Consider the following 19,345-nt stretch of genomic DNA (forward strand, 5'->3'; position numbering starts at 1 on the left):
GCCGCCCCTGACCCGACGCGCGACATCGCCTTTGATATCGTCGAAGGAGTGATCGTCCATCGCCGCATGCTCGACACATCCCTCGACCACTCGGCCGCCGCCCGCACGGCGGAACCGCGTGACCGTGCGGCAGGCCACAGGCTGGCCGCCACGGTGCTGCGGCACATGGGCACCGCGAACGAAGTGCTGTCCCCGTTCCTCAAACGCGAGCCGCCCGAGCCCGTGCGCGTGGTGTTGCTGATCGGGGTGGCGCAGCTTCTGTTCCTTGATACACCGGCGCATGCCGCCGTGGCCACGTCCGTCGCCCTTGCGCGCAGGCGCGGGCTGGTGCCGTTCGCGGGGCTGGTCAACGCGGTGCTGCGGCGCGTGGCCGCGGGTGGGGTGCAGGCACTGGACGGGCTGGACCAGGCGCGGCTGGATGTGCCGCCGTGGCTGTGGCAGTCATGGGGAAAGCTTGCGCGTCCCATTGCCCGCGCGCTGGGTCATGAGCCACCGCTGGACCTGACCATTCGCCCCGGCGCCGAAGCCCCGCCGGGGGGCGAGATGATGCCGGGTGGCAGCGTACGCTTCGCCGCAGGCACGGTAAAGGTCGTGGACCTGCCCGGCTTTGCCGAAGGGGCGTTCTGGGTGCAGGACATGGCGGCCAGCCTGCCCGCGCGGCTGCTGGATGTGAAAGCGGGTGAACGCGTGGCCGATCTGTGCGCGGCGCCAGGTGGCAAGACCGCCCAGCTGGCCTTTACGGGGGCGGAGGTGTTCGGCATCGAACGCGAAGGCCGCCGGATCGAGCGCCTGCGCGCGAATCTGGCCCGCCTCGGGCTGTCGGGCGTGCATGTCATCCATGAAGACGCGGCGAAGTGGCGCCCCGATACCCCGCTGGACGCGATCTTGCTGGATGCGCCGTGTTCGGCCACCGGCACCATCCGTCGCCATCCTGATGCCATGTGGATCAAGCGCCCGCGCGACATCGCCACCATGACCGAAGGGCAGGACCGGCTGCTGGCCGCCAGCCGTGACATGCTGCGTCCGGGCGGGCGCGTGGTCTATGCCGTCTGTTCCCTCCAGCCTGAGGAAGGCGAGCAGCGCGCGCTGGCAGCGGCCGCGATGGGACTGGTCCCCGATCCCTTCACACCGGAGGAACTGGCCTTCCTGCCGCAGGCCCGCACGCCGGAGGGCTGGCTGCGCACCCATCCCGGCATGCTGGCGGACCTTGGCGGCATGGACGGCTTTTTCGCCGCGCGGTTCCGGCGGGCCTGACATGGGCGCGGGGTGAGGAAAGATTCGCGTTAGTCATTGATTGATGTTAAAAAACAGGCATGGCTGCTCTCGAAACTCCCCTTATCGCGCCCAGCGTCCTGTCAGCTGATTTCTCCCGCATGGCGGACGAAGTCGCCGCTGTCGAACGTGCCGGGGCGGACTGGCTGCATCTGGATGTCATGGACGGGCATTTCGTGCCCAACCTGTCCATGGGGCCGCAACTGATCAAGGCGCTTCGCCCGAAATCAAAGCTGCCGTTTGACGTGCATCTGATGATAGCCCCCGTCGATCCGTATATCGAAGCCTTCGCCAAGGCCGGGGCCGACCATATCCACCTGCATGTGGAGGCCGGTCCCCATACCCATCGCTCGCTGCAGCATGTGCGCGACCATGGTGTGAAGCCAGGCATCGCCATCTGCCCCGCCACCCCGCCCGAAGCGGTGGGCGAGGTGCTGGATCTGGTGGACATGATCCTGGTCATGACGGTCAATCCCGGTTTTGGTGGCCAGGAATTCCTGACCAGCCAACTGCGCAAGATCGAAACCCTGCGCCGGATGGCGGATGCGACGGGACGTGACATCCGCATCGGTGTTGATGGCGGCATCAATACACAGACCGCGCCGCTGGCGGTTGCCGCGGGCGCCGACATGCTGGTCGCCGGCACGGCCGTGTACGGTCAGGATGATTACGCAGCCGCCATCAGGAACCTACGGACCGGGATGCATAACCCGGCGTGAGGGTATGGTCCCTTATGTATCGGAGGGATAAGGCCCCATGGCGCTGAAGCGTCTGGCGCGGGGCGCGCGCCTTTCCTTTGCACGGCTGCCCCTGCTGGGGGGTGGCAGGCGCCTGCCTGTCGCACCCGTCCATAACGTGCGTGACCTGTGGCCGGGTGATCCGGTGGCGGGTGCGCAGCTGGCCCGTGGCAGCCTGACATGGGCGGGCTATACCCATCCCATCGGGCCGGGACAGTGGGATTCACCCGATTTTGAACCCGCGTTCCGTGAAGGACTGCTCAGTTTCCGCTGGTTGCGTGACCTGCGCGCGGTGGGCACCGATGCCGCCCGGCTGAAGGCGCGCGCGCTGGTTGACGACTGGCTGCACCATCCGTCGCAGGATCCGCTGGCGCTGGAATGCGGCGTGATTGGCGCGCGGGTTGCTGCATGGCTGGGGCATTATGATTTCTTTGCCGCGTCGGCCAGCGATTCCTTCCGCCAGCGCCTCATGGCCCGCATCCTGGTGGAAGGGCGCACCATTGCCGCCCTCATGCCACCCGAACGGCATGGCTGGCAGTCATTGACCGCGCTGAAGGGGCTGCTGGCTGTCGCTGTGGCCATGCCGGAATATACCGGCTTCCTGACCCGGTACCGCCGCTATATCGATAATGAGGTGGAAAGCCAGATCCTGCCCGATGGCTGGCATATCGAACGCAGCCCGGAAGTGCAGTTGCGCGCCGTGCGGGAACTGGCGGAAATGCGGGCCATGATGCAGGCGGTGCAGCATGCGCTGCCGCATGCGGTCGCCATCGCGCTGGACAAGATGTGTCCCGTGCTGCGGGCCATGCGACATGGGGATGGCGGGCTTGCCCTGTTCAACGGCAGCCATGAACGCAGCGCAACCTTGATCGAGATGGTGCTGTCACAGGCTACCCGCACCCGCGTCGTGGCCCATTCCATGCCCGATGGCGGTTTCATACGCATGCAGGCCATACGGTCGCTGCTGCTGGTGGATGTCGGGATACCGGCGCCGGCCGAATATGACCGTAACGCGCATGCGGGGACGCTTTCATTCGAATTTTCCTGTGCGCGCCAGCGTCTGATCGTCAATTGCGGCGGCGGCGTGCTGCCCGCGTGGAAAGAGGCCCTGCGCCAGACCGCCGCCCATTCCGTCGTGGTGGTGGAGGACATGTCATCATCCGAATTCGGGCCGGACGGCACGGTGCGGCGCAGGCCGGCCCATGTGGGCGTGGACCATGCCGTGGCCGAAGGGGCGCACTGGCTGAACCTGTCGCATGATGGCTATCATCCCTCGGCGGGGATTACGTATTACCGCAGGCTGTATCTGGGTGGTGACGGCGAGATCCTGCGCGGGGAGGAAATGCTGGAAGGCGAACGTGAAGTGGCCTTCGTCCTGCGCCTGCACCTGCATCCATCGGTCAACGCGGTTGATGCGCAGGACGGCTCCATCCTGCTTGAGGCAGGTGAGCAGCATTGGCGTTTCCGTGCGGCGGGTGGTGAGGTCGCCATCGAGGACAGCGTCTATTCCGGCGGCCAGGTCCCGCAACCGACCCTGCAACTGGTCGTGCGCGTTGACCCTGCAGGCCGCCAGCAGGACGCGGAAGGCAGTAATGGCACGGCCCTGCTGACACAGGCCGATGGGCCGATGGGCAAGGTGCGGCAGGTGGTGCGCTGGGCGTTCAGGCGTGAAAAGCTGCTGCTGCTGACATGAAGATCCTTGAAATCACCAATGTTGATTTTTCGCTACGCCAGTTCCTGTTTCCCCTCATGCTGGCATTACGCGACGATGGGCATGATGTGGTCGGGGTGTGTGCCGACGGTCCCCTGCTGGCGGACGTCCGGACACAGGGCCTGCGGGTCGAGACCGTGCCCATGTCACGCACCCTGTCCCCCCTTGCGCAGTGGCGGGCGTGGCGTGGGCTGGTGCGCCTGATCCGGGCGGAAAAGCCCGATATGGTCCATGCCCATATGCCCATAAGCGGCCTGCTGGCACGTTTCGCGGCATGGCGTTGTGGCGTGCCCTGCATTGCCTATACCTGCCACGGTTTCCTGTTCAACCAGCCGGGATCGCGGGTGCGGCGCGCCATCGCCCTTGTGCTGGAATGGCTGGCCGGAAGGGTGACCGACATTTACCTGACGGTATCGGCAGGGGAGGCCCGCGATGCCCGCAGGCTGCATATCCATCCCCACGCCACGGCCATTGGCAACGGGCGCGATCCGGCCATTTTTCATCCCATGCCCGAACAGCGCGCGGCTCTGCGTGCGCGGATGGGCGTGGGGGCGGGGCAGGTTGTCATCCTTGCCGTCTCCCGTCTGGTGCGCGGCAAGGGTTATCCCGAACTGCTGGCGGCCATGCGTACCCTGCCTGATAACGCGGTGTTGTGGGTGGTGGGCGAACGCCTGCCCAGCGACCGTGGCGTGGACCTTGGCGCGTGTTTCGCTGCGGCCCTCGCGGCACTTGGTGCGCGTATGGTTATGTTTGGATACCGTGCGGATGTGGCGCCGATCATGGCAGCCGCGGATATCTTTGTCCTGCCCAGCCATTTCGAGGGCCTGCCGATGAGCGTGATCGAAGCCATGCTGTGCGGCCTGCCCGTAGTTGCAAGTGACATCTCCGGCCCGTGCGAGCAGGTCGTGGCGGGCGAGACCGGCCTGCTGGTGCCCCCGGGCAATGTCGGGCGGCTTGCTGCGGCGCTGGACCATCTGGTGCGTGATGGCACGCTACGCCAGCGCATGGGCGAAGCTGGACGGATGCGTGCGCTGGCCTGTTACACGCAGGCGGACATCATGGCGCGCACCGTGGCCCTGCTGACGGCGCGGCATCCTGCCGCCCACGAAATGCACCGCCAATCATAAAGAAGTTTTGGTAAAGCTTTTTTTTAAAAGCTTCAGGAAGATGCCGCCTTTTTGAAAAAAGACGGCACCCAGGAACTGTTATTGTTTTTTTATCAACAGATGTCCTGACATCTCCCTTACCGTCCCGGGGCCTGCTGCTGCTGGCTGTCGCCGCCGCCCATGATCTGGATCAGCGCCTGTGTCTGGGCCGCATGGGACTTGAGCAGGCTGACATTGTCCGGGTTCAGCGCGGGCATGGACCGGCTGTCCTGTGCCGGGTGCTGCATCACGGCGGCGGTCATGCCAAAGGTGGTGATGCCCATGACGAATTCACGCGGTGTCATGCCAGCCTGTTTCAGGATCGGCTGAAGCTGGGGCATGGCTTCCGTGCGCTTGATGGTGTCTTCAAGCGACATGTTCGGTGTCTCGGGCGGCGAGATGCGCGAATTGCGGATCTGTTCCATCACCGGCGTCATGCGCGTGAAGAAATCCTTGGGCAGCTTGTACCGCGCCACGGTTTCCATGTCATGCTGGATGGCGGCCTGCTGTGCGGCGCTGGGGGCCTGCTGCGTCATCTGCTGCGTGGGCTGCTGGGCCATGGCGGCGGAAAGGGGGGCCAGGGCAAGGACGCATGTGGTGGCCAAAAGCGCCTTGCGCACGAAGGAAGATATCATGGCTGGTTGCTCCATTCGCCCTGTCTCATCAGGGGTTCGCGGGTGCCATCATGGTTGATGGCGTCCACATCGATCTTGCTGGACCCGATCATCCAGTCAATATGGATAAAGCTGGTATTGGCCCCCTGCTGCGCCAGATGGGCTTCGGTCAGGCTGTCGGTATCCAGCATGCACTTGGCATAGGACTGGCCAAGGGCGATGTGGCTGGCCGCGTTTTCATCAAACAGTGTGTTGCGGAACAGGATGCCGCTTTCGGAAATGGGGGATGACGCGGGCACCAGCGCTACTTCACCCAGCCTGCGCGCGCCGTCATCGGTATCCAGTATGCGTTCAAGCACGTCCTGCCCGGTGCGGGCATGGGCTTCGACAATGCGGCCGTCCTCGAACCGCACGGCAATATCGTCAATCAGCGTGCCCTGGTGGAACAGCGGCTTCGTCGCGCGTACCGTCCCGCTGACCTTGCGGGCGTGGGGGGTGGTGAACACTTCCTCGGTCGGGATGTTGGGGTTGCAGGTAATGCCGTTGCCTGCGGGTTCCGCGCCCCCGGCCCATGCATGCCCGTCAGCCAGTCCCACGGTCAGGTCCGTGTCCGGCCCGCTGAAATGCAGGGCCGCGAAACGCCGGTCGTTCAGCCACGCCGCGCGTTTGTGCAGATGGGCGTTATGGGCTTTCCATGCGGCCACCGGATCATCCACCATGACGCGGGATGCCTTGAAAATCGCATCCCACAACCGGCTGACCGCCGCATCCACCGACAGGTCGGGAAAGACCTGCTGCGCCCATGCGGGGGTGGCGAAGGCCACGATGTTCCAGTTGATGGCGAAACGGGTGATCAGTTCCATGGCCGGACGCCCCGCGCGTGATGCGGCGCGGCCCACGCGGGAGACGCGTTCGGCCTTTTCATTGGCCAGCAGCACGGGATTGGCCCCGGTGATCGCCATGCGCGCGGCCCCCTTGCGGTAGGCATTGGCCATGCCATCGTGCAGCCAGTCGGCAGCGGTATCCAGGGTATCGTCAGCGGCGTAGCGGAAGCGGGCAAGGGTCGTCACGTCATCGGCATAGAATGGTGTGACCAGTGACGCCCCGGCCTTATAGGCATGTTCCGTGATGCGGCGGACCAGTGGCACGGCATCCAGCGGGGCCGTGATCAGCAACTGCTGGCCGTGCGCGATATTGACGCCAACCCGGACGGCGACTTCAGCCAGACGGTCCAGAAGATGTTCATGCTGGGGGGAAAGAACCATGCGTCATCATATCCTGATTAATGTTGGCCGTTGTGCCGCTACACACATGCGCGAAGCGCAGGCACGATAGACGACACACCCCATTCACGTAAAATGGTAACTGCGCAGCAGGGGGAAAGGCATGGAAACAATGAAACAGGCATCACCGGGTTCCCGTCCGCTATGCGCGGTATCCGCCGCGCGTGCGGAACCCCAGCGCGTCATGTGCGATGGCCGTGCACTGGTGGTGTGGATGGTGGAGGACGACCGCCCCGCCGTGCTGGATGACCGCTGCCCCCATGGCAATGCCCGGCTTTCCGCCGGTTACGTGCTGTATGGCCGCATTGTCTGCCCGCTGCATATGTGGACATTCGGTCCCGATGGGCACGCACAGGCCCCCGGTGGGCGAATGGAAGCGGCGGGGCCGATGCCGCAGTCCCATGAATGCTGGATCAGCGGCGATCAGGTCTGGGCGCGGATTGCGCCATAGGGGCTGCCGCATCCCGTCTGATCCATTCCTGTATGACCGACAGGATATAGGCCTGCTGCTGCGCATCCAGCGCCTGCCCTGCGGGCATGGCGTGCCATTTGGCAACACAGCCACGGCAGCACGTACCCGTTGCATGCTGGGCGATGAAGACCGGGTGGCCCCGCCACGGGGTCTGGCGGCCGTCCTTGTCAGGATGGGCAGGGGCGAGTCGGGTGGCGATGAAATCCGCCGCGTGCGCCATGACTTCAGGCAGGCCCCGCGTGGCCAGATAGTCCCGTTCCTTCGCCCCAAGGTGGAAACGCGCGCGAAAGCGTGAATAGGCCAGCCGTTCCCACAGTTCCCGTGGCACGGCCGGCAGGGACTGCAGGTCTGGCGTGGCCGGGCGGGGATTTTCCTGCAGGGCGGCAGGGGAGGGTGGCGTAGCAGGCGCAAACAGGTCGGGCTGTTGTGCCTGCGCCCTGTCCCGGCCTGGCCGCCTGCGTGTCATGGCCGTGTCCTTCAGGCCGGCTGGACCAGGATATGGCGCTTGCGGCCCGATGACAGCTTGAGCGACCCGTCAATCAGGTCACTGTCGGACACGACCTGCGCCTCGTCCTTTATCACCACGTCATTCACCCGCGCGCCACCGCCACGGATCAGGCGACGGGCCTCCCCGTTGCTTGCGGCAAAACCGGCTTCCACAAACAGGCGGAAGGCGGGTACGCCTTCCGCCAGCAGGGTGGCGGGCAGGTGGACGGTGGGCAGGGCAGCAGCCGTTACGGCCCCTTCCTCAAACGTGCGGCGTGCGGCCTCCGCGGCTTCTTCTGCTGCGGCACGGCCATGGCACAGGGCCGTGGCCTCGGTGGCGAGGACTTTCTTCGCTTCGTTGATTTCCGCGCCGCCCAGGGCGGCCAGACGGTCGCATTCCGCGATCGGCAGTTCGGTAAACAGCTTGAGGAAACGGCCAACATCCGCATCCTCCACATTGCGCCAGAACTGCCAGTAATCGAATACCGGCAGGCGGGCCGCCGACAGCCAGACCGCACCCTGCGCCGTCTTGCCCATCTTTGCGCCGGAACTTGTGGTCAGCAGTGGCGTTGTCAGGCCGAATACCTGCGCACCATTCATGCGGCGCACCAGGTCAATGCCCGATACGATGTTGCCCCACTGGTCCGATCCCCCCATCTGAAGGGTCACGCCATGACGGCTGTTGAGTTCCCGGAAATCGTAGGACTGCAGGATGGAGTAATTGAACTCCAGGAATGTCAGGCCCTGCTCACGCTCCAGCCGCGACCGGACCGAGTCGAAGGACAGCATGCGGTTGACGGAAAAATGGATGCCCACATCACGCAGCAGGTCGATGTAGGACAGCCGGTCCAGCCAGTCGGCATTATTGGTCAGCAGCGGATCGGACGGTCCCGTGCCCAGCGGCAGGAACTGCCGCAGGCAGCCTTCCACCCCGCGCAGGTTGGTGGCGATGGTTTCCGCCGTCATGAGCTTGCGCGCTTCCTCGCGGAAGGACGGGTCGCCGATCTTCGCCGTGCCGCCGCCCATCAGGGCCACGGCGCGGTGGCCGTGGCGGTGCATCAGGCGCAGCATCATGATCTGGATCAGGCTGCCCACATGCAGGCTGTCCGCCGTGGGGTCGAAACCGATATAGCCCCCTACCGGACCGGCCTGCATGGCCGCGTCAAGTGCGTCCATGTCGGTGCACTGGAAAATGAAGCCGCGTGCTTCGGCTTCCCGGAGGAATTCACTCTTGGGCATGATCTGTTCCGCGCTGTGATGGGCATCGCTGGCCGGGCCGCCCCGGCGCGGACCAGCCTCTAGCATGTTCACGGCCCATCATGGAACAGCCCGGCCCGACCGGGGTGGATTAAGGCTGTCAGTCGGCCGCCAGCGCCAGCGCCTTGCGGTTCATGACCGTGCTGACGTGGTCTTCCAGCGCTTCGGCCACCTGATCGGCATGGTTGGCAAAGACGTGGTCGGCACCCTTGAAGATGCGGTAATCCACGGTCACACCCTTCTGGGTGTTCAGCTTGTCCACCAGCTTGCGCACGGCGGGTTCGGGCACGAGTTCGTCGTTTTCCCCCGCGATCATCAGCCCGCCACACGGACACGGCGCAAGGAAGCCGAAATCATAGTGGTTGGCAGGCGGCGCCACGCTGATCCAGCCCGTGATTTCGGGGCGGCGCATGAGCAGCTGCATGCCGACGAACGCACCGAACGAATAGCCCGCGATCCACAGGCCGCTGGCGTTCGGGTTGACCATCTGCATCCAGTCCAGGGCGGCGGCGGCGTCCGAAATTTCGCCAATGCCACCGTCATAGCGCCCCTGCGAGCGGCCAACCCCACGCGAATTGTAGCGCATGACCGAGAAGCCCATTTTCTCGAACGCGCGGTACATCGCATAGGTGATGCGGTTATTCATGGTCCCGCCATGCAGCGGGTGGGGATGAAGTACCAGCGCAAGCGGCGCGTTGGGCGCGCTTGAATGGTGATATCGACCTTCCAGGCGGCCATCAGGGCCGGCAAACATGACCTCAGGCATAGGTATCCCGCATTTGCATTTCCCCGCGCATTCCAGGCATTGCAGCGGGAAAGGTTGCTGTTACAGCCCGCCCGACCGGCGATGCCCCGTCAGGTCGGCAGGCAGAGAAAATGCTGTCCTTCGGTGTCATCCGTGCCGGAAGCAGGAATACGCCGTGTATTCATCCGGTGATGGTGGCACGAAAAACAGAATTGGTCCGGTCTGGTGCGCCAGGCCGAAAGTATACCCACCCGCCTGATAATGGGCCTGCTGCCTACCGGATATAAAGTGCGTCTTTGGCAGGCGTGCCCTGCGCGGGGGGCAGATATGGTAATACGTCGTGTCCACCCGGCATGGGGAAAAGGCTTTTTCCCCGTCGGGCCGGGTGTGTCGTGTTGGTTCGCTCTCCTTGCCATGGCCCGGATGGCGGGCGGGCGACATTGAGGCAGCGGTATGGGAAAGGTGCGCGCACCCGCCATAACACGTTGCAATAAATATTATGTTGCGCTGCCTTATAGCGGTGTGGATTCACAAAATGCCAGATAAATCGTAATCCACCTCGCAAAACGACTTGGCGTAACCATATGGCTGGACAGCATGAACACCCGACGCGACAGTTTTACCTACCTTGACGCCAACGCGTCCGAACCGCTCCGGCCACAGGCCCTGGCGGCCATGGTGTCGGCGGCGGAAGTGGTGGGTAATCCGTCATCCGTCCACCGTGCGGGACGGGCCGCGCGTGCCGTGCTGGAAACCGCGCGGGAGGGGCTGGCCGCCCTGTTCGGGGTCACTGCTGAAAACTGTGTCCTGACGTCGGGCGGGACGGAGGCGAACGTGCTGGCCATCACCGGTCAGGCACAGGGCAGGCGTGTGCTGGCGGGCGCGACCGAACACGACGCCGTACGCGGTGCCATACGGGCGGAAGTGGTGCCGGTGCGGCCCGACGGCGTGCTGGACCATGGGGCGTTGGAACGCATGCTGGCGGCCGATGGCGCGGCCCCGGCCCTGGTCTGTGTCATGCTGGCCAATAACGAAACCGGCGTTATCAATCCCGTGCGCGATATCGCAGCGCTATGCCATGCCCATGGCGCGCTGGTGCATGTGGATGCGGTGCAGGCGGCGGGTCGTATTCCCTTCACCATCGGGGAACTGGGCGCGGACAGCATCGCGATTTCGGGCCATAAATTCGGCGGGCCGAAGGGGGCGGGCGCACTGCTGCTGGCGGGTGCGCGGTTCCATGCCATCCCCCCGCTTCTGGCCGGGGGCGGGCAGGAGCAGGGACGGCGTGGTGGCACGCCCGCCCTGCCAGCCATTGCCGGAATGGCCGCTGCCGCCACGGTGGCGGTGGCGGAAATGGCGCAACAGACCGACAGGCTTGGCGCATGGCGTGACCGGATCGAGGCGGCGGCGGTGGCCGCGGGCGCGCGGATCTGCGGTGGCACGGCGCCGCGTCTGGCCAATACGACCAGTCTTGTGCTGTCGGGACGGCGGGCGCAGACGCAGTTGATCGCGCTGGACATGGCGGGATACTGCGTCTCGGCCGGGTCGGCATGTTCATCGGGCAAGGTCACGCGCTCACACGTGCTGGACGCCATGGGGCTTGGGGATGACGCGGGCTGCGCCATCCGGGTATCCCTGCCGTGGTCGGTGACACAGGCGCAGGTGGATGGCTTCATCGCGGCCCATACCGCCATGGCCGCCCGGTTGCCCGCGTTGCAGGCGGGTGCGGCATGAGTGTGCCGTCTGGGCTGATCTACCTCGACTATCAGGCCACCACGCCGTGTGACCCGCGTGTGGTGGCGGAAATGATGCCGTGGTTTACCGAAAGTTTCGCCAATCCCCACAGCCTTGACCATGCGGCGGGGCGTGCGGCCCATGACGCGGTGGAACAGGCCCGCGCCGAAGTGGCCGCGATACTGGGCGCGGACGTGCGCGAAGTCGTGCTGACATCCGGTGCGACGGAGGCCAACAACATCGCCATCAAGGGCGCGGTCCGTCACCTGCTGGACCGGGGAGATCCGCGCCGGCGGGTCATCACGGTTGCGACCGAACATAAATGCGTGCTGGAATCGGTGCGCGACCTTGCGCGCGAGGGGTGCGAACCGGTGATCCTGCCGGTCCGGCCCGATGGCACGCTGGACCCTGATGTGCTGGGCGAAGCACTGCGGGTGCCGACCCTGCTGGTCAGCATCATGGCCGCCAATAACGAAACCGGGGTGGTGCAGGATATCGCGGCCCTTGCGCCACTTGTCCGCGGGGCGGGCGCGCTGCTGCACAGCGATCTGGCGCAGGCGGTGGGCAAGGTGGATGTGGACGTGCGGGCGTGGGATCTCGATCTGGCGTCCGTGTCGGGGCACAAGCTGTATGGGCCGAAAGGGGTGGGGGCGCTGTTCGTGCGCCGCAGGCCGCGCGTGCGGCTGACACCGCTGTTTTCCGGGGGCGGGCAGGAACGTGGCCTGCGCTCGGGCACGCTGCCCGCGCCGCTGGTGATCGGATTCGGGGCGGCCTGCCGCATCGCGCGTGCCGAAGCGCCAGCGGAACGCGCGCGGGTCGCGGGGCTGCGGGACCGGCTGCTGGCCGCGTTAAGGGCGGGATGTGACGGCGTGCATGTCCATGGGGCCATGGCGGGACGGCTGGCGGGCAACCTCAACCTGCGCTTTGACGCCGTGCGCGCGCTGGACCTTATGGCGGCAGCGCCACAGCTGTGCCTGTCCACCGGATCGGCCTGCTCCTCGGCCGAAGTGACGCCGTCTTACGTGCTGACGGCCATGGGGCTGGATGGGGATCAGGCCGCCGGAGGCTTGCGTCTGGCCGTCGGACGCTATACCTCACCCGCCGATGTGGATCGCGCGGCGGCGATCCTGTGCCAGGCTGTGGCACGGTGCCGCGCGCAAGGCAGTGTTTCGGCCCCATGACGGGCAAACAGCACAGGCAGGATGACAAAGATGGCGCATATAACATTCATCGAGCGTGACGGCAGCCGCCGCGAAGTTGCGGCCCCGCTGGGCCTGTCCGTTCTGGAAATCGCTCACAAGAACGGGATCGACCTTGAGGGTGCGTGCGAAGGCTCGCTGGCCTGCGCCACCTGTCATGTGGTGGTGGACCCCGAATGGGCGCCCAAGCTGACGCCGCCGACCGAGGATGAGGAAGACATGCTCGACCTGGCCTTCGGTCTGGAGAAAACATCCCGTCTGGGCTGCCAGATCGTGATGACCGAGGCACTGGACGGTCTGGTGGTGCGCCTGCCGCGCACGTCCTGACCGGCGACCTGCTACACACCGCGCGTCACGGGACGCGTGCAACATGATGTTTGACGTGCGATGCCCGGGGGCGGATAGTCCTGCGGGCATTGCCTGTCATTGGGAAGTGGAACCAAGCCATGCGCATTCTTGTGGCCATGTCCGGCGGGGTGGACAGTTCCGTCGTTGCCGCCCGCCTGGTGGACGAGGGGCACGAGGTGATCGGCGCGACCCTCCAGCTGTATGATTCGCGCGAAAGCACGAAAAAGGGTGCATGCTGCGCGGGTCGTGACATTCATGATGCCCGCCGCGTGGCCGACCGGCTGGGCATTCCTCATTACGTCATCGATGCCGAACGCCGTTTCCATGACAGCGTGATCGGCACGTTCGCCGATGCGTATGCGGCGGGCGAAACCCCGGTACCCTGTGTTGCGTGCAATCAGGGTGTTAAGTTTACCGATCTGCTGGGCATGGCGCGTGACCTTGGGGTGGACGCCATGGCTACCGGTCATTACGTCCGCCGCGTGGATGGGCCGGATGGTGTGGAAATGCATCGTCCCGTTGACGCCGGGCGTGACCAGTCATGGTTCCTATTCGCCACAACCCGCGACCAGCTTGATTTCCTGCGCTTTCCGCTGGGTGACATGCCTGACAAGGCCGCCGTGCGGGCACAGGCCGAACGCTTTGGCCTGGCGGTCGCGGCCAAGCCCGACAGCCAGGACCTGTGTTTCGTAACCGATGGTTCATATGCGGGTCTGGTGGAAAAGCTGCGCCCCGATGTAACCGGGGCCGGCGAAATCGTGGACCAGTCCGGGCATGTGGTGGGCCAGCACGAAGGCGTGACCCGTTACACCGTGGGGCAGAGCAAGCGGCTGGGCAACGCCGCCATGCGCGATGGCGCGCGCCAGATGGTGGTGGGAATCGAACCCGCCAGCAAGCGCGTGGTGATCGGCCCGCGCGCCCACGCCGTGGCCCGCACGCTGGTGCTGCGTGACATGAACTGGCTCGTGCCCTCGCCGGGGCCTGAAGGCCTGCGGTGCGCGGTGCAGATCCGCGCGCGTGAAGCCGCCCGGCCTGCCACGGTATGGCAGGTGGATGGCAATGGTGCGCGGGTGGAACTGGATGAGGGCGCGGTCCCCGCACCGGGACAGGCCTGCGTGATGTATGATGGCACACGGGTGCTGGGCGGTGGCTTCATCCGTCGGGCGGAAGCTGTTCAGGCCGGAAGCGAAGGGAAGGCAGCGTCATGAGTGATGGTATTCTGGTCATTGGCACGCGGCGGTATTCATCATGGTCGCTGCGCGGGTGGCTGGCGGTACGTCTGGCCGGCCTGGATGTGCGCGAGCAGATGATCCCGCTGGCCGATAACGGGGAAACCCCGGCCATCCGCACCATCTCGCCCAATGGCAAGGTGCCCTATCTGGAACATAAGGGCGTTGCGGTGTGGGAAAGCATCGCGATTTGTGAATACTGCGCCGAACAGGCGCCGGGCCTGTGGCCAGATGATGTCCGCCAGCGTGCCTATGCCCGCAGCATCTCGGCTGAAATGCACGCAGGCTTCCGCGCCGTGCGGCAGGCCATGCCCATGAATGTCGGCCGCGACAACCGCCCGCTGGCGGCAGGCACCACGCCGGATATCGATGCGGACATCGCCCGTATTGACGCCATCTGGACCGAGGCCCGGCTGGATTTTGGCAAGGATGGACCCTTTCTGTTTGGCGCGACGTTTGGCATGGCGGATGCCATGTTCGCGCCCATCGTCTCGCGATTCCTGTCCTATGGCATCAGTCCCTCGCCGGAATCGCGCGCCTACATGACCGCCGTGCGTGCCCATCCGCTGATCGATGACTGGTACCAGAAGGCCGCGCAGGAACCCGCTGAATGGCGGCAGTCCCGTTTCGAGGACATTGCCTGAGAGGGGATCGCCCGTGACCATGCCATGGCGCGTGGCGGTGGTGCTGCCCGCGCGTGAGGGATTTTCCCCCGGCGCCGTGGGGGCGATCGGGTTGCAGGTCGCAGCCCTTGCCGGACCGCAGGATGTGATCGTGGGACCACCGCTGGACGGACCATCCCTGCTGCCGGACCATGAATACCGTGCCGTGCAGCCCGGCCTGTGGCCACCGGGACGGCGCAGCGTGCGTTATGCCGCGGCCACTGCACGCGTTGTGGCACAGACGGGGGCCACCGTGGTGGAAGTCCATAACCGCCCCGATACCGCCCACTACATTGCCCGTCACCGTCCCGGCCAGCGCGTGCTGCTGGTGCTGCATAACGACCCGCAGGGCATGCGCGGGGCGGAAACACCCACCCGGCGCCGTGACCTGCTGCGGTTGATGGATGTGGCCTGCGTATCGGGCTGGGTGCGGCAACGCTTCCTTGATGGCCTGCCGGATTCCTGCGCGCGGCAGGTCGGGCTGTCACCCAACGGCGTGGCGTTGCCGGCAAGGGTGCCCCCCATGGCGCAGCGCGCGCGCCGGGTGCTGTTTGCCGGGCGCGTGGTGGCGGACAAGGGGGCGGACCTGTTTGTTGCCGCCTGCGCGCTGCTGGCACAAACCCATCCCGACTGGGATTTTTGCATGATCGGCGCCGACCGTTTCCGCACCGATGCGCCGCTGACCCCGTTTGTGTCCGATCTGGCGCCCAAGGCCGCGGCGGCAGGCGTGGACATGGCTGGCTACAGGCCACATGCGGATGTTCTGGCGGCCATGGCGCAGGCGGCCGTCGTGGTCGTGCCCAGCCGGTGGCCCGAACCATTCGGCATGACGGCGCTGGAAGCCATGGCGGCGGGCGCTGCCCTGATTGCATCCCCGGTGGGCGGACTGCCCGAAGTGGTGGGCAATGGCGGCCTGCTGTGCGCGCCCGATCCCGCAACCGGGCTGGCCCGCGCCATGGCCGGGTTGATGAATGACCTGTCCGCGCGTGAGGGCCTGGCCACACGCGGCCGGGCGCAGGCCGCGCATTTTGGCATCGAACACGCCCGTGCCTGTCGTGATGCGATGCGTGATGCAGCCCTGCACCGGGGCGGGGCCTGACCCTCTTTTCCGTTTTTCTGTGCTGCCGGGTATGGGACACGCCGCCCCATGGCCCTATATCTGGGCACATAAGGCTTACGCCACGCATGATGCAGGCAATTTGAAAAGACCGGAGGCCACATGTCCGATACCGTTCAGGCGTCGCCCGACGCCGCAGCCCAGAACACCCTTGTGCCGGTTACGGTGCTGACGGGTTTCCTTGGCGCGGGCAAGACGACACTGCTCAACCATATCCTGACGGCACAGCACGGCCGCAAATACGCCGTGGTGGTGAACGAGTTCGGTGAACTCGGCGTGGACAACGACCTCGTGGTGGATGCCGATGAGGAAGTGTTCGAGATGAACAACGGCTGCATCTGCTGCACCGTGCGCGGCGACCTGATCCGCATTCTCGGCAACCTCATGAAGCGCCGGGCGAAGTTTGACGGCATCATTGTCGAAACAACCGGCCTGGCCGACCCGGCACCCGTCGCCCAGACCTTTTTCGTGGATGAGGACGTGCGCGGCAAAACCCGTCTGGATGCCGTGGTCACGGTGGTCGATTCCTACAACGTCATCCAGACGCTTGATGAAAGCCCGGAAGCGGTGAACCAGATCGCGTTTGCCGATGTCATCATCCTCAACAAGACCGACCTTGTGGATGAAGTGGCGCTGGCCACCATCGAATCGCGCATCCGCTCCATCAATGCCGTGGCCCGCATCCACCGTGCGCAGCGCGGTGACGTGCCGCTGTCCGATGTGCTGGACCAGGGCGGGTTCGACCTGCAGCGCGCGTTGGAACACGCGCCGCATTTCCTTGAGGACACCAGCCATTCCCACGAAGCGGACGTGACTTCCCTGTCCTATGAAGTGGAAGAGCCGCTGGATGCCGCCAAGTTCCAGGCATGGATTGGCGCGGTGCTGCAGGAACAGGGGGCCGATATCCTGCGCGCCAAGGGCATCCTGAACTATGCTGGCGAGGACCAGCGTTTCGCCTTTCAGGCCGTGCACATGATGGCCGATGGCGGCTTCATCGGCCCGTGGAAGGAAGGTGAGCCACGCGTTTCCCGCCTGGTCTTCATCGGCCGTAACCTCAACCGTCCGCAGCTTCGCCGCGGTTTTGAAAGCTGCCGTGCGAAATGAGCGATACCGTGAACGATACCATGCCCGCCACCGGCTTGCTTGAACGCCGTGGGGCCATGCGCCAGCTGGAAGGCCAGATCACCGGCTGCACCATCTCACGCGACAGCCAGCAGGTCGCTTTCGCCACGGGTGAGGGCGATATCATGGTGGCGGACCGGGCCGACTGGGGCCAGTCGGATGCATGGAACGTCATGACCGTGCATGATGGCGCGGTCCTTGCCATTGCACCCGATGCCGCCCCCACCGGATTCCTGACCGGTGGCGATGATAACGCCCTGCGCCGCGTGGCGGCCGATGGCAGCGTAAGCGACCTTGCAAAAGGCCGCCGCTGGATCGAACACATCACGACATGGACCAATGGCAAGGGCGGCGTGATCGCCTTTGCATCGGGCAAGCAGGTCGAACTGCGCGATGCTGACGGGCACACGACCCTGAAGGTGCTGGAACACCCGTCCACCGTCAGTGGCATCGTATTTGACGCCAAGGGCAAGCGCATCGCGGCCTCGCACTATAATGGCGCGTCAATGTGGTTCGTGCAGGCGAAGGTGGATACCGTTCGCCCGCTGGAATGGAAGGGCAGCCATATCGGCATCGCCATCCACCCTGCGGGTGAGGCACTGGTGACCTCCATGCAGGAATCGGAACTGCATGGCTGGCGTCTGTCGGACGGACACAACATGCGCATGAGCGGATATCCGTCCAAGGTGCAGTCCATGGCCTTCACCCGCAACGGCAAGTGGCTGGTGACCAGCGGGGCGGACACGATCGTGATGTGGCCGTTCTTTGGTGGTGGCCCGATGGGCAAGCCGCCAGCGGAGGCCGGTGGCCTGCCGGGTGTGATGTGTACCCGCGTGGCCTGCCACCCCGTCCACGATATTGTGGCTGCGGGGTTTGCCGATGGATCGGTGCTGATGGCCGATACCGGGGCACAGCGTATCCTGCCGGTATGTATCGGCGGGTCGGGTGCGGTGACGGCGCTGGAATTCAGCCCCGATGGCTGTTGCCTTGCCTTTGGTTCGGAAGATGGCCGCGCCTGCGTGGTCGACCTGAGCGCCAAATAAAGCCGGATAATAAGTAACAAAAGTTTCCGGGCGCCGCCTTTTTTCAAAAAGGCGGCGTCTCTTTGAAGTTTTTTGAAAAAAACTTCACCAGAAAACCTTTTCATGAATTGCAGGGCGTTATGCGCGTACTTCATGTCATGGCGGCCCGCGGCAATGGTGGGGCCGAACTGTATTCCACCGATGTCATGCTCAGCCTGCAGGATGCGGGTCTTACGCAATGCGTGGTCATGCATCCTGCGGCCCCCCGCCGGGTGGAACTGCAGCGCGCGGGCATGGCGGTGGAAACAGGTCCGCTGCGCCTGCCGCTGCGTCCGCTTATCCGGTATGCGCTGCATGGCCTGATCGAACGCATGCGGCCCGACCTGATCCATTGCTGGCTACGCCGGGCGGCGGAACTGGTACCCGCGCATACGGGTATTCCCGTCATTGGCTGGTTCGGCAATTACAAGGACCTGCGTCCGTTTGCGCATTGCGACTGGTTCGTAGGGTGTACGCCGGATATGGCGCAGTCCATGCGTGAACGGGGCGCGCCAGCGGACCGGGTGGCCTATGTGCCGACCTTTCCTTCCGTCACGGCCCAGCCGCCGGTTTCCCGCCGGTCGCTGAATACGCCCGATGATGTGCCGGTGCTGCTGGTGCTGTCGCGGCTGCATCCGGCCAAGGGACTGGAAACGCTGCTGGATGCGCTGCCGCTGCTGCCGCGCTGCCATGTGTGGCTGGCGGGGGATGGCGAACTGAAGGCTGCCCTTGCGGCCCGGGCGGCCCGGTTGGGGATTGCGGAGCGGGTGCATTTCCTTGGCTGGCGGTCCGACCGTGGTGCCTTGCTGGCGGCGGCCGACATATGCGTGCTGCCGTCGCGTTATGAACCTTTCGGGACTGTCATTCTGGATGCCTGGTCGGCGGATGTACCGCTGGTGGCGTGTGCGGCAGCCGGTCCGCGCGCGCATGTGCGCGATGGGGATAACGGAATGCTGGTGCCCATTGATGACGCGCCTGCACTGGCCACCGCCATACAGCGTGTGCTGGATGATCCGGCACTGGCCGCACGGATCGTGGCAGGCGGCAGGCGGGATTACGAAGCGCGTTTTACCCGTCAGGCCGTCACCGCGCAGTGGCTTGCGCTGTATGAACGCGTGCTGTCAGCGCGCGGCCGGTAGTGGCGCTGCGGG

The 19,345-nt window shown here is 65.3% G+C and carries 19 protein-coding genes; 14 read left to right on the forward strand and 5 right to left on the reverse strand.

Translation table 11 applies throughout. The features are described 5' to 3' along the window. From F1542_RS13520 to F1542_RS13535, 4 genes are all read left to right on the forward strand, one after another. On the forward strand, positions 1 to 1,254 hold a 1,254-nt coding region (locus F1542_RS13520; protein ID WP_193733492.1), incomplete at its 5' end, for an RsmB/NOP family class I SAM-dependent RNA methyltransferase. Positions 1,255 to 1,313: 59 nt separating this feature from the next. Then, positions 1,314 to 1,991, forward strand: a complete 678-nt coding sequence (rpe, locus tag F1542_RS13525; RefSeq protein WP_193733493.1) for a ribulose-phosphate 3-epimerase — start codon at positions 1,314 to 1,316, stop codon at positions 1,989 to 1,991. Positions 1,992 to 2,028: 37 nt separating this feature from the next. Then, positions 2,029 to 3,702, forward strand: coding sequence for a heparinase II/III family protein (locus F1542_RS13530; protein ID WP_193733494.1), 1,674 nt, complete (start codon positions 2,029 to 2,031; stop codon positions 3,700 to 3,702). Beyond that, entirely contained in the window at positions 3,699 to 4,847 is a 1,149-nt protein-coding gene (locus F1542_RS13535; RefSeq protein ID WP_193733495.1) for a glycosyltransferase family 4 protein, read from the forward strand. Before F1542_RS13530 ends, F1542_RS13535 begins: the two co-directional genes overlap by 4 nt. Positions 4,848 to 4,963: 116 nt before the next feature. Here the strand turns inward: F1542_RS13535 and F1542_RS13540 are convergent, their stop codons facing one another. Together F1542_RS13540 and F1542_RS13545 are read right to left on the reverse strand one after the other, a co-directional pair. Then, positions 4,964 to 5,500, reverse strand: coding sequence for a hypothetical protein (locus F1542_RS13540; protein ID WP_193733496.1), 537 nt, complete (start codon positions 5,498 to 5,500; stop codon positions 4,964 to 4,966). Then, positions 5,497 to 6,744 carry an aminopeptidase gene (locus F1542_RS13545; RefSeq protein WP_193733497.1) on the reverse strand — a complete coding sequence of 416 codons (1,248 nt, stop codon included), beginning with the start codon at positions 6,742 to 6,744 and terminating at the stop codon, positions 5,497 to 5,499. Before F1542_RS13545 ends, F1542_RS13540 begins: the two co-directional genes overlap by 4 nt. Positions 6,745 to 6,865: 121 nt before the next feature. Between F1542_RS13545 and F1542_RS13550 the strand changes: the two genes are divergently transcribed. Further along, a complete protein-coding gene (locus F1542_RS13550) occupies positions 6,866 to 7,213 on the forward strand; it encodes a Rieske (2Fe-2S) protein (RefSeq protein WP_227672744.1) in 348 nt (115 codons plus the stop codon). Here F1542_RS13550 and F1542_RS13555 read toward each other — a convergent pair. From F1542_RS13555 to F1542_RS13565, 3 genes are all read right to left on the reverse strand, one after another. Next, positions 7,176 to 7,700, reverse strand: a complete 525-nt coding sequence (locus tag F1542_RS13555; protein WP_193733498.1) for a DUF4186 domain-containing protein — start codon at positions 7,698 to 7,700, stop codon at positions 7,176 to 7,178. The genes F1542_RS13550 and F1542_RS13555 overlap by 38 nt on opposite strands. An 11-nt stretch (positions 7,701 to 7,711) precedes the next feature. Further along, positions 7,712 to 8,959 (reverse strand): tyrosine--tRNA ligase, encoded by a 1,248-nt coding sequence (gene tyrS, locus F1542_RS13560; RefSeq protein WP_193733508.1) that lies wholly within the window; start codon positions 8,957 to 8,959, stop codon positions 7,712 to 7,714. 118 nt (positions 8,960 to 9,077) lie between these two features. Then, entirely contained in the window at positions 9,078 to 9,743 is a 666-nt protein-coding gene (locus F1542_RS13565; RefSeq protein ID WP_010507247.1) for an alpha/beta hydrolase, read from the reverse strand. 576 nt (positions 9,744 to 10,319) lie between these two features. On the opposite strand from F1542_RS13565, the gene F1542_RS13570 reads away from it, so the two are divergent. From F1542_RS13570 to F1542_RS13610, 9 genes are all read left to right on the forward strand, one after another. Continuing rightward, entirely contained in the window at positions 10,320 to 11,456 is a 1,137-nt protein-coding gene (locus F1542_RS13570; protein WP_193733499.1) for a cysteine desulfurase family protein, read from the forward strand. Next, positions 11,453 to 12,637: a cysteine desulfurase family protein gene (locus F1542_RS13575; protein WP_193733500.1), complete on the forward strand. Its 1,185-nt coding sequence runs from the start codon at positions 11,453 to 11,455 to the stop codon at positions 12,635 to 12,637. The genes F1542_RS13570 and F1542_RS13575 overlap by 4 nt, the downstream gene beginning before the upstream one ends. A 30-nt stretch (positions 12,638 to 12,667) precedes the next feature. Further along, positions 12,668 to 12,982, forward strand: a complete 315-nt coding sequence (locus F1542_RS13580) for a ferredoxin family 2Fe-2S iron-sulfur cluster binding protein (protein ID WP_193733501.1) — start codon at positions 12,668 to 12,670, stop codon at positions 12,980 to 12,982. Between the two features lie 119 nt (positions 12,983 to 13,101). After that, a complete protein-coding gene (gene mnmA / locus F1542_RS13585) occupies positions 13,102 to 14,211 on the forward strand; it encodes a tRNA 2-thiouridine(34) synthase MnmA (RefSeq protein ID WP_193733502.1) in 1,110 nt (369 codons plus the stop codon). Then, entirely contained in the window at positions 14,208 to 14,876 is a 669-nt protein-coding gene (locus F1542_RS13590) for a glutathione S-transferase family protein (RefSeq protein ID WP_193733503.1), read from the forward strand. Before mnmA ends, F1542_RS13590 begins: the two co-directional genes overlap by 4 nt. A gap of 19 nt (positions 14,877 to 14,895) precedes the next feature. Beyond that, on the forward strand, positions 14,896 to 15,993 hold the full coding sequence (locus F1542_RS13595; protein ID WP_193733509.1) for a glycosyltransferase family 4 protein: 1,098 nt from the start codon (positions 14,896 to 14,898) through the stop codon (positions 15,991 to 15,993). 120 nt (positions 15,994 to 16,113) lie between these two features. Further along, positions 16,114 to 17,115, forward strand: coding sequence for a GTP-binding protein (locus tag F1542_RS13600; protein ID WP_193733504.1), 1,002 nt, complete (start codon positions 16,114 to 16,116; stop codon positions 17,113 to 17,115). Continuing rightward, positions 17,112 to 18,176: a WD40 repeat domain-containing protein gene (locus F1542_RS13605; protein WP_193733505.1), complete on the forward strand. Its 1,065-nt coding sequence runs from the start codon at positions 17,112 to 17,114 to the stop codon at positions 18,174 to 18,176. Before F1542_RS13600 ends, F1542_RS13605 begins: the two co-directional genes overlap by 4 nt. Before the next feature lie 119 nt (positions 18,177 to 18,295). Next, positions 18,296 to 19,333, forward strand: a complete 1,038-nt coding sequence (locus F1542_RS13610) for a glycosyltransferase (RefSeq protein WP_193733506.1) — start codon at positions 18,296 to 18,298, stop codon at positions 19,331 to 19,333. The last annotated feature ends 12 nt before the right edge of the window (positions 19,334 to 19,345 follow it).

This window comes from Komagataeibacter sp. FXV3 (assembly GCF_015155755.1).
Classification (GTDB): Bacteria; Pseudomonadota; Alphaproteobacteria; order Acetobacterales; family Acetobacteraceae; genus Komagataeibacter.